General features: G+C 66.2%; 12 protein-coding genes. 6 read left to right on the plus strand and 6 right to left on the minus strand.

The genetic code is table 11. From position 1 onward, the window contains the following. The first annotated feature begins 197 nt into the window (after positions 1-197). From ACQKQA_RS19255 to astA, 3 genes are all read left to right on the plus strand, one after another. Positions 198-1541: an APC family permease gene (locus ACQKQA_RS19255; protein ID WP_427560939.1), complete on the plus strand. Its 1344-nt coding sequence runs from the start codon at positions 198-200 to the stop codon at positions 1539-1541. A 188-nt stretch (positions 1542-1729) separates the two neighbouring features. Continuing rightward, a complete protein-coding gene (locus ACQKQA_RS19260; RefSeq protein ID WP_427560942.1) occupies positions 1730-2746 on the plus strand; it encodes an arginine N-succinyltransferase in 1017 nt (338 codons plus the stop codon). Between the two features lie 55 nt (positions 2747-2801). After that, positions 2802-3836: an arginine N-succinyltransferase gene (gene astA, locus ACQKQA_RS19265; RefSeq protein WP_427560945.1), complete on the plus strand. Its 1035-nt coding sequence runs from the start codon at positions 2802-2804 to the stop codon at positions 3834-3836. Between the two features lie 18 nt (positions 3837-3854). Here astA and ACQKQA_RS19270 read toward each other — a convergent pair whose 3' ends face one another. The 3 genes from ACQKQA_RS19270 to ACQKQA_RS19280 all read right to left on the minus strand — a co-directional run bounded on the left by ACQKQA_RS19270 (position 3855) and on the right by ACQKQA_RS19280 (position 6877). Further along, entirely contained in the window at positions 3855-4253 is a 399-nt protein-coding gene (locus tag ACQKQA_RS19270) for a carboxymuconolactone decarboxylase family protein (RefSeq protein ID WP_427560948.1), read from the minus strand. Between the two features lie 191 nt (positions 4254-4444). Continuing rightward, positions 4445-5701 carry a M20/M25/M40 family metallo-hydrolase gene (locus ACQKQA_RS19275; protein ID WP_427560950.1) on the minus strand — a complete coding sequence of 419 codons (1257 nt, stop codon included), beginning with the start codon at positions 5699-5701 and terminating at the stop codon, positions 4445-4447. A 93-nt stretch (positions 5702-5794) separates the two neighbouring features. Next, the gene (locus ACQKQA_RS19280; RefSeq protein WP_427560952.1) at positions 5795-6877 is read right to left on the minus strand and encodes a diguanylate cyclase; all 1083 of its coding nucleotides are present in this window, start codon (positions 6875-6877) and stop codon (positions 5795-5797) included. Positions 6878-7176: 299 nt separating this feature from the next. On the opposite strand from ACQKQA_RS19280, the gene hglS reads away from it, so the two are divergent. From hglS to ACQKQA_RS19295, 3 genes are all read left to right on the plus strand, one after another. Beyond that, positions 7177-8571, plus strand: coding sequence for a 2-oxoadipate dioxygenase/decarboxylase HglS (gene hglS, locus ACQKQA_RS19285; protein WP_427560955.1), 1395 nt, complete (start codon positions 7177-7179; stop codon positions 8569-8571). A gap of 235 nt (positions 8572-8806) precedes the next feature. After that, positions 8807-9100 carry a type II toxin-antitoxin system RelE/ParE family toxin gene (locus ACQKQA_RS19290; RefSeq protein WP_427560958.1) on the plus strand — a complete coding sequence of 98 codons (294 nt, stop codon included), beginning with the start codon at positions 8807-8809 and terminating at the stop codon, positions 9098-9100. Positions 9101-9102: 2 nt separating this feature from the next. Further along, positions 9103-9393, plus strand: coding sequence for an addiction module antidote protein (locus ACQKQA_RS19295; protein WP_427560960.1), 291 nt, complete (start codon positions 9103-9105; stop codon positions 9391-9393). Positions 9394-9807: 414 nt separating this feature from the next. Here the strand turns inward: ACQKQA_RS19295 and ACQKQA_RS19300 are convergent, their stop codons facing one another. The 3 genes from ACQKQA_RS19300 to ACQKQA_RS19310 all read right to left on the minus strand — a co-directional run bounded on the left by ACQKQA_RS19300 (position 9808) and on the right by ACQKQA_RS19310 (position 14070). Next, a complete protein-coding gene (locus tag ACQKQA_RS19300; protein WP_427560963.1) occupies positions 9808-10395 on the minus strand; it encodes a hypothetical protein in 588 nt (195 codons plus the stop codon). Between the two features lie 128 nt (positions 10396-10523). Further along, positions 10524-11600 carry a lipocalin-like domain-containing protein gene (locus ACQKQA_RS19305; protein WP_427560966.1) on the minus strand — a complete coding sequence of 359 codons (1077 nt, stop codon included), beginning with the start codon at positions 11598-11600 and terminating at the stop codon, positions 10524-10526. Then, positions 11590-14070 (minus strand): FtsX-like permease family protein, encoded by a 2481-nt coding sequence (locus tag ACQKQA_RS19310; protein ID WP_427560969.1) that lies wholly within the window; start codon positions 14068-14070, stop codon positions 11590-11592. The genes ACQKQA_RS19305 and ACQKQA_RS19310 overlap by 11 nt, the downstream gene beginning before the upstream one ends.

The following is a 14070-nucleotide window of genomic DNA, read 5'->3' on the forward strand; positions in this document are numbered from 1 at the left end:
GCAACGAGATAACACAGCGAACCGGCCCCCGGCCGGCGCTGCAAAAGCTGTTTGCTGTACCGGTAGAACAACTATAAAAAACCGCCGTGGCGTGTCTTTGAACCTGCCAGGTTGAAAAACATGACCTGCCCTGAGCGTCCATCGACCTCAGCGACAGGCGCTCGCCCCCCCTTTTGGCTGACAAGGAGAACCTCTTCATGGAGATTGAAGAATTCGGCTACAAACAGGAACTCAAGCGCGGCCTGACGCTGCGCGACCTGGTGGTCTACGGGATGATTTTCATGATTCCCATCGCCCCGTTCGGGGTCTATGGCTACGTGAACCAGGAGGCCCCGGGAATGGTGCCGCTGGCGTACGTCATCGGCATGCTGGCGATGCTCTTCACCGCCCTCAGCTACGCCAGCATGGCCCGCGCCTTTCCTATCGCCGGCTCGGTCTATTCCTACGCCCAGCGCGGGCTCAACCCCCATGTCGGGTTCATCGCCGGCTGGCTGATGCTGCTCGACTACCTGCTGATTCCGCCGCTGCTGTACGTCTACGCGGCCATGGCCCTGAACCATCTGTACCCGGACATTCCCAAGGTCGGCTTCATCCTCGCGTTCCTGGTCAGCGCCACCTTCGTCAACCTGCGCGGCATCACCTTCACCGCGCGGATGAACATCCTGTTCCTGCTGGCGCAGCTGGTGGTGCTGGGGATCTTCCTGTTCTACGCCTGGAACGCCCTGCACGGCGGCGCCGGTAACGGCCAGCTGACCCTGGCGCCGCTGTACAGCCCGGAACACTTCCACTTCGGCCTGCTGATGCAGGGCGTGTCGATCGCCGTGCTGTCGTTCCTCGGCTTCGACGCCATCTCCACCCTGGCCGAAGAGATCAAGCATGAGCCGGGCCAGAGCGTCGGCCGCGCGGCCATGATCACCCTGCTGGTGATGGGCGCGATCTTCGTGGTGCAGACCTGGATCGCCACCGACCTGGCCGCCGGCATGGGCTTCAAGTCGGCGGACACGGCCTTCTACGAGATCGCCGAAATCGCCGGCGGCAGCTGGCTGGCCACCCTGACCGCGGTCGCCACCGCGCTGGCCTGGGGCGTGGCGGTGGCCGTCACCTCCCAGGCCGCGGTGTCGCGCCTGCTGTTCGGCATGGCCCGCGACGGCCAGTTGCCGAAGGTCCTGGCCAAGGTCCACCCCACCCACAACACGCCGCATATCAGCATCTACCTGGTGGCCGTGCTGTCGCTGCTGATCTGCTACCTGTTCATCAACTCGGTGGACACCCTCACCTCCCTGGTGAATTTCGGCGCCCTGAGCGGTTTCATCCTGCTGCACCTGACCGTGATCAACCACTACTGGCGCCGGCAGAAATCCGCCCAAGTGGTCAGGCACTTGATCTGCCCGGTGATCGGTTTCCTGATCGTCTGCGCGATCCTGTACAACATGGGGGTCGATGCGCAGAAACTCGGCGGCATCTGGATCGCCATCGGCCTGGTCTACCTGTTCTGCCTCAACAAGCTGGGCGCCCGCACGGCGCTGGCCGAACCCCTTTAATCGATACCCACGGCCGCCGGGGCACCACGAAGGTGCCCCGGCCAAGCCGAGCGGGCGCCGCCAGGTGCCCGCGTGCCACCGCCCGCGCGGGCAGTGGCAGCAATGCGTGGAAACCGACAGTGATTGTCAGGTTCGACGCCCCGGGCCTCGCGCCCAGGCGCCGATCATTTTGATACAGGAGTACATCCATGCTGGTCTTACGCCCAGTTGCGCCAGACGATCTGCCGGAGTTGCAACGGCTGGCCCGTGAAAGCCTGGTGGGAGTGACGTCCCTGCCGGACGATCGACAACACCTGTTGGACAAGATTCTCGACTCCTGCGCCTCCTTCGCCGCCGACGTACAGGCGCCGGGGCCGGAGAACTATTTCTTCGTCCTCCACGACCCGGCCAGCGGCCGCTTGCGCGGCTGCTCGGAAGTCCTGGCCATGGCCGGGTTTTCCGCGCCCTTCTACAGCCTGCGCAACCGGCCCTTCGTCAGCAGCTCCCGGGAGCTGAACGTGCAGCACGGCGTGCCGACCCTGTCGCTGTGCCAGGACCTGAGCAACCACAGCCTGCTGCGCGGCTTCCATGTCGATGCGGACCTGGTCGGCACGCCGCTGGCGCAAATGCTCTCCAGGGCCCGCCTGCTGTTCATCGCCGCGCACCCATCACGCTTCGCCGACACCAGCATCACCGAGATCGTCGGCTACTGCAGCGACGAAGGTCATTCGCCGTTCTGGGACGCCCTGGGCAAGCACTTCTTCGACCTGCCCTACGTCGAGGCCGAACGCCTGTGCGGCCTGCAGGACCGCAGCTTCCTCGCCGACCTGATGCCGCAGTACCCGATCTATATCCCGATGCTGCCCAAGGCGGCCCAGGACTGCATCGGCCAGGTCCACCCCCAGGGCCGCGAGGCGTACGAGATCCTGCGGCGCGAGGGTTTCGAGGCCAATCACTACGTCGACCTGTTCGACGCCGGTCCGACGCTCTACGCCCGCCACAGCAGCGTTCGCTCCATCCGCCAGAGCCAGGTGGCCAGCGCCTGCCCGGGCCAGCACAGCGGCAACGGCCGGGCCTGGCTGGCGAGCAACGAGGGGCTGGCGCAGTACCGGGCGATCCTGGTGCACCTGGACGAGGCGCCGGGAGACCTGGTCAGCCTCGACCCCGAGATGCTCCAGGCCCTGCAACTGCAACCCGGCGACCCGGTACGGCTGGTCGCCCTATGAACCCCGGACACCTTGGTATCGGCGGCCTGCACAGGCGCGCAGAAGGAGCTGCATCATGATCGTTCGCCCGGTACGCGTGACCGACCTGCCCGCGCTGATGACCCTGGCCCAGCGCGCCGGCCTGGGGCTGACCAGCCTGCCGGCCAACCACGAGCGCCTGAACCACCGGATCCGCTGGGCCCAGCGGACCTTTGCCGAACAGGTGGAACGGGCCGACGCCGACTACCTGTTCGTGCTCGAAGACGACGACCAGCGCGTGATCGGCATCAGCGCCTTGAGCGGCGCCGTGGGCCTGCGCGAACCCTGGTACAGCTACCGGCTCGGCATGACCGTCAGCTCGGCACCGCACCTGGGCATCCGGCGGCAGATCCCGACCCTGTTCCTGAACAACGAAATGACCGGCCAGTCGGAGCTGCGCTCGCTGTTCCTGTGCCCCGAGCGGCGCCGTGGCTGCAACGGCCGGCTGCTGTCCCTGGCGCGCCTGCTGTTCGTCGCCGAGTTCCCACACCTGTTCGGCGACAAACTGATCGCCGAGCTGCGCGGCAAAGGCGACGAGAACGGTTGCTCGCCGTTCTGGAACAGCCTGGGCCGGCACTTCCTGCAGATGGATTTCGTCCAGGCCGACCACCTGGCCAGCCTGGGCCACAAACCCTTCATCGCCGAACTGCTGCCGCGCCAGCCGTTGTACACCTGCCTGCTCAGCCAGCCGGCCCAGGCGGCGATCGGCCAGGCCCACGAAAACGCCGAGGCGGCCCTGGGCATCCTGCGCCAGGAAGGCTTTACCCATCATGGCCATATCGACATCTTCGATGGCGGGCCGGTGATCGAGGCCGAGGTCGGCAAAGTCCGCGCGATACGGGAAAGCCAGGTCTTGCCGCTGCTGGTCGGCACCCCGGACGACGACGCGCCGACCTGGCTGATCCACAACCGCCGACTGGAAAGCTGCCGCGTTACCAGCGCCCGGGGCCGCCTGATCTCCGGCTGCCTGCTGGTGGATCGCCTGTGCGCCAAGCGCCTGCAACTGCAACCCGGCGACCTGGTGCGCGCCGTGCCGCTGCAGGCCACCCAGGCCAAGGCCGCGGCGGCCTGAAGCCCGGGGATCACCGGCTCATTCGAGCCTGAACGCCTCGTCCAGCGGCACGCGGTAACCGTTGGCCAGGCGATTGGTTTCGTTGGCCATGCCGACCACCGCCTGCAACTCGCCGAACATCGCCTCGCTCATCCCCGCCTTGCGCGCCGCGGCGGTATGCGAAGCGATGCAATAGGGGCAGTTGTTGGTGACACTCACCGCCACGTAGATCAGCTCCTTGGTCAAGGCATCCAGCGCCCCCGGCGCCATGACCTCCTTGAGACTCTCCCAGGTACGACGCAAGGTCGGCGGATGCGCCGCCAGGCACTTCCAGAAATTGTTCACCTGCTCGACCTGCCGGGTACGCATGATGTCATCGAACACCGCGCGCACCTCCGGGCTGGCGTCGGCGTATTCGGTGAGGTGGTTGTGGCTCATTGAAGACTCCGCGGTAGAGGACGAAGCCGTCGAGTATAGACCGCAGAATCCGGGGTGCCCGTGCGCCCTGCACCGCCCTGTAGCCGCTGCCGAGCCCTGGCGAGGCTGCGATAGGACCGAAGGTCCTCCAGCGGTCTCAAGACCCTGCGCCCGCTGCGTCGGAATGCCGCCCAGATCGATCGCCGTCGCAATCAATGCCTCCCCGACAACTCCATAATCATCCGCGCCAGCAAATAAATCCGCGGCGCCACACTGTCGACCTCCGCATATTCCTCCGGCGTATGAATATTGCCGCCAACAATGCCAAACCCATCCAGAGTCGGCGTCCCAACCCCCGCCGACAGGCTGGAATCCGCCGCCCCACCACTGCCCTCGATGGTCAGCGTGCGCCCCAGCTCGCCATAGATCCCCTGGGCCATGGCCACCAGCGCATCGGACTTCTCGGTCTGCGGCATCGGCGGCAAACCACGTTGCAGGCTGGTCTTGACCTCGGTGTCGGCAATCAACTTGTTGGCCGAGAGCCGCGCCAGGTCCCGCTCGATCCGGTCGAACTCCTCCGGCACCGCCGCCCGCACATCCGCCTTGGCCAGGGCCAGGTCGGGAATCACGTTGGTCCGGTCGCCGGCCTTGAACACCGTGAAGTTGATGGTGGTTTTCTTCTCCTCGTCCCCCAGCTTGCCCAGTTGCAGGATCTGGTGCGCCGCCTCCATTGCCGCGTTGCGCCCCAGCTCCGGCGCGACGCCCGCGTGGGCCGCCTTGCCCTTGACCTCCACCAACGCCGTGGCGCTGCCCTTGCGCCACACCACCAGGCCATCGGCCGGGCGCCCCGGCTCCAGGTTGAGGGTCACGTCGTGGGCCTTGGCGGTTTTCTTGATCAGCTCGGTGGCAATCTCCGAGCCGGTTTCCTCGCTGGCATCGAGCAGGAAAGTGATCTGCGCATAGTCCTTGAACTTGAGGTTATCCAGGACCTTCAGCGCATAGATCCCGGCGACGATGCCACCCTTGTCGTCCATCACCCCCGGACCGTAGGCGCGGCCATCCTGGAGGCGGAACGGCCGCTCGGCCGCGGTGCCTTCCTTGAACACCGTGTCCATGTGCGCCATCAGCAGGATCTTCGCCTTGCCGGTGCCCTTGAGGGTGGCCAGCACATGGCTGCCGCCGGCAGCGCCGTTGGGGACTTTCTCGATGCTGGCGCCGAGCTTCTGCAGCTCGGCGATGGCGATGTCGCCGACCTGGTTCAGCCCGGCCTCGTAGCCGGAACCGGAGTCGATGTTCACCAGGCGCTCCAGCAGTTTCAAGGCGTCGCCCTGGTACTGCCGGGCATCGTTGTGCACTTGTGGGTGGGGTTCGGCAAGCGCGTGGGTGACCGGCAGGCCGAGGGCAAGGCTCAGGGCGAAGCCCAGGCCGATACGGGCGGCCAGCAGCGAACGAGGGGCAGTCAGCGTCATGAATCGATCCTTGTTTCGTGTCGGAAGGTGCCCGCCCACCCTACCTGACAAATCCAGCCCCCTCCATGCTGGCGCAATGCTGCGCGGCGGGCTTCACAACGAGCTCAGCAGGACCGTCGAAGAGCGGTCGCCACGGCGGCAACTGACCTTGTTGCGGCCGGTGGTTTTCGCCTCGTACAAGGCCTGGTCGGCATCGTTCAGCCAGTCCAGGGCATCGCTGTGTTCCGGGGAGTAAGCGGCCAGGCCGATGCTCAGGCTGACCTGCAGCGCCGGATTCTGCTCATAGTCCAACCCACCGAAACGGCAGCGCAAGGCGTCCATCAGCACCGCGGCATGCTCCAGCGGCACATTCGGCAGGATCACGCAGAACTCGTCGCCGCCGTAGCGCCCGACCTGGTCGCCGATCCGCAGGTTCTGCCTGAGCAGTTTGCTCAGTTTGCGCAGCACGATATCGCCGGCCACATGGCCGTAGGTGTCGTTGATGGCCTTGAAATGGTCGACGTCGATCAGCGCGATGGCACCGCCCTGGTTCGGGGCCTGGCGCCGGCACCGCTGGAACTCGATCTCCAGCAGGTCCTTCCAGGCCCCGTGGTTGAGCAGGCCGGTCAGGCTGTCGGTGCGGCTCAGGGCCAGCAGTTCGCGTTTGTGCCGGACCAGGACCTTGGCCTGCTGGTAACTGATCAACCCCAGGGCCAACGGGTACAGGGTCAGCATCGGCAGGCAGGCATAGAGTTGCAGCGGGCTGGTCTGGGCCACGAAGCCGAAACCGAACAGCAGCAGCGCCACGGCGATCCCCAGCACTTGCGCCACACAACCGGCGAAAAAGAAGCGCACGCCGCCCACGGCGATATTGTTCATCGCCGTCAGCGACAGGGTGGTAGTGGTCGGCAGCGGATTGAAGTGCATGGCCGTCACCCAGAAGCCGCCAAGGAAGGCGTCTACCAACAGGTTGCGGCGCTCGCCATAAAACGGCACGGGCGCACGGCGGGCCCACTGGAAGGCCAGGTGTGGCCAGACGAACGCATTGAACAGTATGAGTGCCCAGACCCAGGGTGACGGCTGCAACGGATACATGCCCGCCGCCACGCAGAAGAACCCCAGGGCCAGGCCCAGGATTCGCGATTTGTACAGCCTCCTGGCCAGTGAAAGTCCCTTTCCTCCATTGTGCTGCGTCAAGGCAAGGCGCCTCCGCTGAACCGTCCGCAAGCCGTCGATGGCCAGCGGGTGTGCCTTCGAAGTCTATCAGCGCATAGTCAGATCGCCATCACCGCTCGGCCCCTCGCCACCGCGACCATTCCCCCAGGGATGAACAAGGCCTCCACCAGCGGCCAATCCTTGAGGACACAGCCCGCCTGCATTCATTTGCAGAATGAAGTCCGGAAGAAACTTCGTTTGTCAGTGCCCCCCGTGCCGACCAGAATCAGCCTCAGCCAATACCCCTACTCTTTGTCTCACTACGCCGGGAATCCTTGTTTATGAGCCTGCAGAGCTTCGTCAGCCCAGACCTGATCCGCCAACGTTTTTCACGGGCGATGTCGGACATGTACCGCGAGGAAGTGCCGTTGTACGGCGCCCTGATGGAGCTGGTGGCCCAGGTCAACGCCGGGGTCCTGGAGCGCGCCCCGGCCATTGCCCGGCAGCTGCGCAGCACCGGCGAGATCCAGCGCCTGGACCTGGAGCGTCACGGCGCCATCCGGGTCGGCACCGCCGCGGAACTGGCGACCCTGAGCCGCCTGTTCGCGGTGATGGGCATGCAGCCGGTGGGCTACTACGACCTCACCCCGGCCGGGGTGCCGGTGCACTCCACGGCCTTTCGCGCGGTGCATGAAAGCGCCCTGCAGATCAGCCCGTTCCGGGTCTTCACCTCGCTGCTGCGCCTGGAGCTGATCGACAACCCGCAACTGCGCGACTTCGCCGAGTCGGTGCTGGCGCGCCGCAGCATCTTCACCCCCCGCGCCCTGGCCTTGATCGAGCAGGCCGAAGCCCGGGGCGGCCTCACCGAGCACGAGGCCCGGGAATTCGTCGAACAGGCCCTGGAAACCTTCCGCTGGCACCACAGCGCCACGGTCACCGCGGCGCAGTACCAGCAGTTGAGCGCCCAGCACCGACTGATCGCCGACGTGGTGGCCTTCAAGGGGCCGCATATCAACCACCTGACGCCGCGGACCCTGGACATCGACCAGGTGCAGACCCTGATGCCGAGCCACGGCATCACGCCCAAGGCGGTGATCGAAGGCCCGCCGCGCCGCGAATGCCCGATCCTTTTGCGCCAGACCAGCTTCAAGGCGCTGGAGGAAGCCGTGGCCTTCACCGACCAGCCCGACCGCCGCGGCAGCCACAGCGCGCGTTTCGGCGAAATCGAGCAACGCGGCGCCGCCCTCACCCCCAAAGGCCGGACGCTGTACGACCAGTTGCTGAACGCCGCGCGCGATGCCCTGGGGGATTTCCCCAGCGAAGCCAACGCCCAGCGCTACGACAGCCTGATGGCCGAGCACTTCCGGGCCTTTCCCGACAGCCACGAGGCCATGCGCGAACAGGGCCTGGCGTATTTCCGCTACTTCGTCAGCGACAAAGGCCTGGCCGCGCGCCAGCAGGCGGATCGACCGACGAGCCTGAAGGCCCTGATCGAGGCCGGTCATGTGCAGGCGCAACCGCTGGTGTACGAGGATTTCCTGCCGGTCAGCGCCGCCGGGATCTTCCAGTCCAACCTCGGCGACGATGCGCAAAGCCACTACGCTGGCCACTCCAACCGGCAGGCCTTCGAGCAGGCCCTGGGCCGCCGGACCATCGATGAGCTGCAGCTGTATGCCGACACCCAGCAGCGTTCGCTCCAGGAATGCGCTACCGCGCTGGGCCTGCCCGCACTCTGATATCCCCTCCCCCCAGCATCAGTCGAGATGGCTGATGCTGGCCCTTTTCCGCGCCAGCCTCCCGCAATAGCTACAGGGTGTTTCGACAGCCCCGATCGACAACATGTCGATACGAAAAGCCCCGCCTCGCCCACCGCTCCGTTGCTTACCTTTCCATGACGTCCTCAGGTGCACCGTCAGTCGCCTGGAAGGCGTGACACCTTTCCCTTTTGTCTCCAAATGGATACAGTCACTCATGGATTACGAGATCCTGCAGACGGCCGTCTTTGCCCGATGGCATGCCACCCTACGGGACCTGCGCGCCAGAATCGCCATCGCTCGGCGCCTCGAGCGGGCTTCGGCGGGCAACCTGGGCGATGTGAGAAACCTGGGCGGCGGCCTCTCGGAAATGCGCGTGAACACCGGGGCCGGCTACCGCGTCTACTTCACGGTTCGCGGCCACACCCTCATCGTCCTGCTGCTGGGCGGCGACAAGTCCACCCAGCCTGCCGATATCGCCCAGGCCCGTTCCCTGGCAAAGGAGTACTGAATATGTCCGACACACTGGTTCCCTTCGACATCGCTAGCCTGCTCGACAGCGACCAGGCGATCAGCGAATACCTGTCCCAGGTCCTGGCCGACGGCGATACCGATGAACTGATCCGCGCCCTGGGCCACGTCGCCCGGGCCCGGGGCATGGCGCAGATTGCCCGCACCACCGGCCAGGGCCGGGCCAGCCTCTACAAGGCCTTCGCCCCGGGGGCCAAGCCGCGTTTCGATACCGTGGTCAAGGTCATGCGCGCCCTGGGCCTGCAGCTATGCACCACGGTGCCCCGAGGCTGAACCCACCGCCAACGACGATGCGCGCCCCTGCACAATCCTGGGCACGGCAAGCAGACGACGAGATTGCCAGGCGGCTGGCGGGAGAAAAAAGCGGATGCGCCCTGTCAGCTTCTGACCTCGGGGATCAGGGCTGGATGAGCGGATTTGGAAGACATCATGGGGAGGAAACCCCGAAGAGGGTGTTCGCCCAGTGCTCTGGCCTGGCAATCCATGCACCGGTAAAGAGCCCTTGCACCGGGCGAACGAGAACTATTTTAATCGAACAGCAAAAGAAAGTCCGTGCACATATTCTGAAGAATTCTGAACACAAAGCAGGCGGAAAATTTTTCATTTCGCTCACTTTCGTTCAACTTTCACCAGGGACACCCCGGAATCCGACGCGCCGGCCGCCACAACGACCGGCACGGATTGCCGTCAACCTTTGTGCTTTGTAGTGACTTGCAACACATCGGTATAGGTCACCACCACGCTCTGCCCGACCTTGAGGTCTTTCAGGCGGGCCTGGACTTCCGGTTTTTCCACGTCCAGGACCTTCTTGTTGCCTGCCGGGCCCATGAAGGTCAGCCGGTTTTTCTTCAGGTCGATGGCGGTGATCTTCAACTGCACCTGTACCTGGCGATAGGCTTCGCCGCCCGGATTGGGGCTGCCCTCGACGGCGCGAGCCACCCCGCTACTCTCGGCCGACCCCGGCAGGCCTTTGTCCACGTCGGTATCCAGTACCGCCACCACTGCGCGGGTGACCCGCACATTGACCTGATCGCCCACCTTCAGGTTGTTCAGGTTCTTGGCCTTGTCGCTGAGCTGGACATGCACCGGTTGGCCCTGGGCGCCTTCCAGCACCACGCGATGCTGGGCAGCATCCACGGAAAGCACTTTGGTCACCAGTTCATCGGCCAGCACGGTGCCGGTCAACGGAATCTCGTCGGCGACGGCAGGCAGGCTGGCAGCGGACAGCAGAGTGGCCAAGGCAACGGCCTTGGCCAGTGAATGAAGCGGCTTCATAGAAGTTCATCCCTGTGTAATTGAAAACAAGACCGCGCCTTTCAGATGCACGGTGACGCTTGAGCATAGACGCCGCCGAGCACTTCACCGTGCTTGACATCAGTTTGTTGCGATACCGCCCACGCCCTTCAGTAACCGGTCATCTCCAGATAACCGCTGCCCGTATGGCTGCCGCTCAGTTGCACCGGCCCCTCCCAATAGGGAATGCGCAGGTTCATCCAGGCCTGGGGGTTGAGCGCCTGGGCGCTGACATCGAGCCCACGACCGGGAATGCGCAAGCGCCAGCGGGTGGGCAGGGTGCGCCCCGCCACCTTGGAGTCCTCCAGCGGGCTGAGCTGGATCTCGTCCTTGTGCAAGGTCTGCGTATGGCCGTCGGGGTCGATCCAGGTGCCGGTGATATAGGGCGGCCGGTCGCGCTCGCGCACCCGGAACAGCATCAGCCGCGCGCCGCTGTCCAGGTGCAGGGAGAACCAGTCCCAACCGCTCTGCCCGGCCGCCAGCGGTTGGCTGCTCCACTCGCGGTCGAGCCAGGCCGGGCCGCTGACCTCGTAGGTCTGGCCGTCGATCTGCAAGCTGCCGGTGGCCTGGAAAAACGGCTGGCTGTAGTAATAGGAGGCCTGGCCCTGCTCGGACTTGCGGCTGTAGCCCGCCTCGCCCTGGAGCACCGGCGGTTGGCCGCTGCGCAGCTGCAAGCGGTAGCTGAAACCCGGTCCGCTGGCCTGCACCTGCATCCGGGCCAAAGGGTCCGCGCCGGCGGACTGGCTGCTCAGGCGCCAGTCGTCGATCCAGGCCGTGAACGGCCGCACCGTCACCCCCGCCTGCCCCACCCCGCCCCGGGCGTAACGCTCGGCGGCGTGATGCGCAGTGGTCGAGGTCGCCGCGGCATGGCCCAGCCAGACATTGGGCGCCTGCCAGCCGAGCTGGTCGGGCTCGGCGCGCAAGGCGCTGCGGAACAGCGTCCACTGCACGCCGAAACGCTGGCCGTCACTACTCTTGAGGTCGGCGGTGAGGTACCACCACTCGATGCGAAAACCGTCATGGGCGCCATGGTCGGCGGGAAAGCTGAAAGCCCGCCCCGGCAGCACCTGGGTGAAGGCTCCGGCCTCCTCCCCCAGGCCGGCGAACCCCTGCTCCGGTTCAGCGCCTTTATCGCAGCCGCCCAAGGCTGCCAGCAGGAACAGGCCCAACAGCCGATCAAGCTTCATAGGCGAAGGTCCTGAGCAGGTCCGCCGGTTGGCTGCGGTACAGCCGCAGCAACGGCCAGGCCGAAGCCAGCAGCGTGGCCAGCACCGCCAGGGCCAGCAATTGCAGCAGTTGCAGGGGGAACACCCGCAGCGGCAGGCGCCAGCCGAACGCCTGGACATTGATCACCGTGTCCAGGCACCAGGCCAGGGCGATGCCCAGGGGCACTGCCAGCAGCAGCGTCAGCAGCGCCAGCAGCCAGGTCTGCCCGAGGTTGAGCAGCATCAACTGGCGCCGGCTCACCCCCAGCGCCCACAGCGGTGCGAGCTGGCCAAGACGACTCTGGCTCTGGGTCAGCAGGCTGATGAACAGGGCCACGCCGGCTACCCCCAGGGTCAGGCTGTTGAGCGCGGCGGTGGCGGCGAAGGTGCGCTCGAACACCTGGCCGGACCAGCCCTTGAGCTGGGCCTGCTCGACGATGCGGCTGTCGTCGAGGCCAAAGCGCTGCTGCAAGACGCTCGCCAGCGGCGCCACGGCGGCCGGTTCCATGCGCAGGTTGAAACGGTTGGGCGTCAGCTGCGGCCAGTGCTGCAGCAGGTGTTCGGCATTCACCAGCAGATGGCCCCGGGGGTTGCCGTAGTCGGCATAGATCGCCACCACTTGCGGCGCCCACTGGCCTTGGGGAACGGGGATGCTCAGATGATCGCCGAGCCGCACCTTGAGCCGCCGCGCCGTCTGCTCGCTGAGCATCAGGGTGTCAGCGCTGGCCAGTTGGCTCCAGGGCTGTTCACTTGAAGCTTCGAGCAACGGCCAGTGCTGGCGATAGCTGGCATGGTCGATCACCCCGTACAGGTCCGCCGGCCAGCCTTGCAGTGGCAGCGCCACCTGCCAGACCGGCAGCACCGCGGCAATGCCCGGCTGCTCCGGCAGCCAGCCTTGCAGCTCCCGGGCCTGGTCCGGAGTCTGCGGGTTGAGGTAGAGCTCGGCGCTCAGGCGCTGTTCCAGCCAGTCGTCGAAGGTCTGGCGAAAGCCGGCGGTCATGCTGCCGGCGCCGATATTCGCCGCCAGGGCCAGCAGCAGCGCCATCAACGCCAGGCTCAGGGCCGGCAACTGCTGCCGGCAATCGGCGACGAACCACTGCCCGAGCACCGAGCGGCTGCGCCCGAGCAAAAGGTTAAGCAGCCCAGCGAGCAATACCGGCAAGCCCAGGGCCGCCCCCAGCAGCAAACCGGCCAGCAACACGAAACCGCTGCCCAGGCTGTCGCCCCAGATCCAGGCCGCCCCCGCCAGCAGCAACAGGCCACTGGCGACCCAAGCCTGGCGCCGCAACCAGCGCGCATAGGCCTGGTGCCAGGCCTGGGGATCCGCCAACGCCAGCAGCGGCAAACGCGCCGCCCGCAGCAGACTGTTGGCCCCCGCCAGCAAGGCGCCGAGCAGGCTCAGGCCGATGCCGCTCAGCCACCAGCCGGGGCTGAGGCTCAACTGCCCCGCCACCTCGGCGCCGTACAGGCCACGCAGGCTAGCGGCGACATCCGGCAGCAGCACGCTGGCCAGCAGGTAACCGCTGAGCACCCCGGCCAATCCGCCGAACAAGGCCAAGCCACCCAATTCGATCGCCAGGCAGGCGATCAGCAGCCGCGCGCTGACCCCGCAGGCGCGCAGGGTGCGCAGCAGGCCGCGCCGCTGCTCCAGGGCCAGGCCGATGGCGGCATGCACGATAAACAGGCCGACCACGAACGACAAAAAGCCGAGAGCGTCGAGGTTCAGATGAAAACTCTCGGTCAGGCGCGCCAGATCGCTTTCTTCGCCGCCGCGCTTGAGCACCAGCAGGCCCTGGAACGCCTCGGGCAAGGCCGGAGCACGGGCAGCGAAATCCGCCGGCAACAGCAGACGCGACAGCTGCTGCGGCAACCCCAGCAGCGGCTGGGCAAAACCGATATCCATCAGCAGCAACCCCGGCGCCATGTCCCTCTGGACGTGCAGCGGCGGCAGGCGCTGGCCGCTCGCGGTCGTCGGTCGATCGCCTTCGCGGTAGCCGAGAGCATGCAAGGTTTGCGGGGCGATCCAGGTAGTGCCCGGCGGGCTGAAGAATTCGACCATGCGCTTGGTGTCCAGCACCTGACCGGCCACCGCCGAACCGGCCGGCAACGACAACGGCTCGATCCCCAGCAATTGCAAACGCTGCTGTTCATGGCCCTTGAGCGTCACTCGCCCCTGCACCACCGGCGACACCGGCCAGCCGGCCCGGCGCAGGCCGACAAATACTTCTTGGGAAAACGGCGCACCGTTGGCCGTGGCCAGGCTGGCCTGGGGGGCGCCGCCGATCAACTGGCTGGCCTTGGCGTAACTGTCCCGCGCCTGAGTGTTGAGCGCCTGCACCCCGGTCAGCAGGCTGGTGGCCAGCCACAACCCGGTCAGCACACTGAAAAACTGCACCGGGTGCCGCCGCCAATGACTGAGCAGCGCCCGCAGGCCAAGCCAGAAAACCCGCAC

The sequence above is a fragment of the Pseudomonas sp. NPDC089530 genome (assembly GCF_050280705.1).
Taxonomy (GTDB): Bacteria; Pseudomonadota; Gammaproteobacteria; order Pseudomonadales; family Pseudomonadaceae; genus Aquipseudomonas.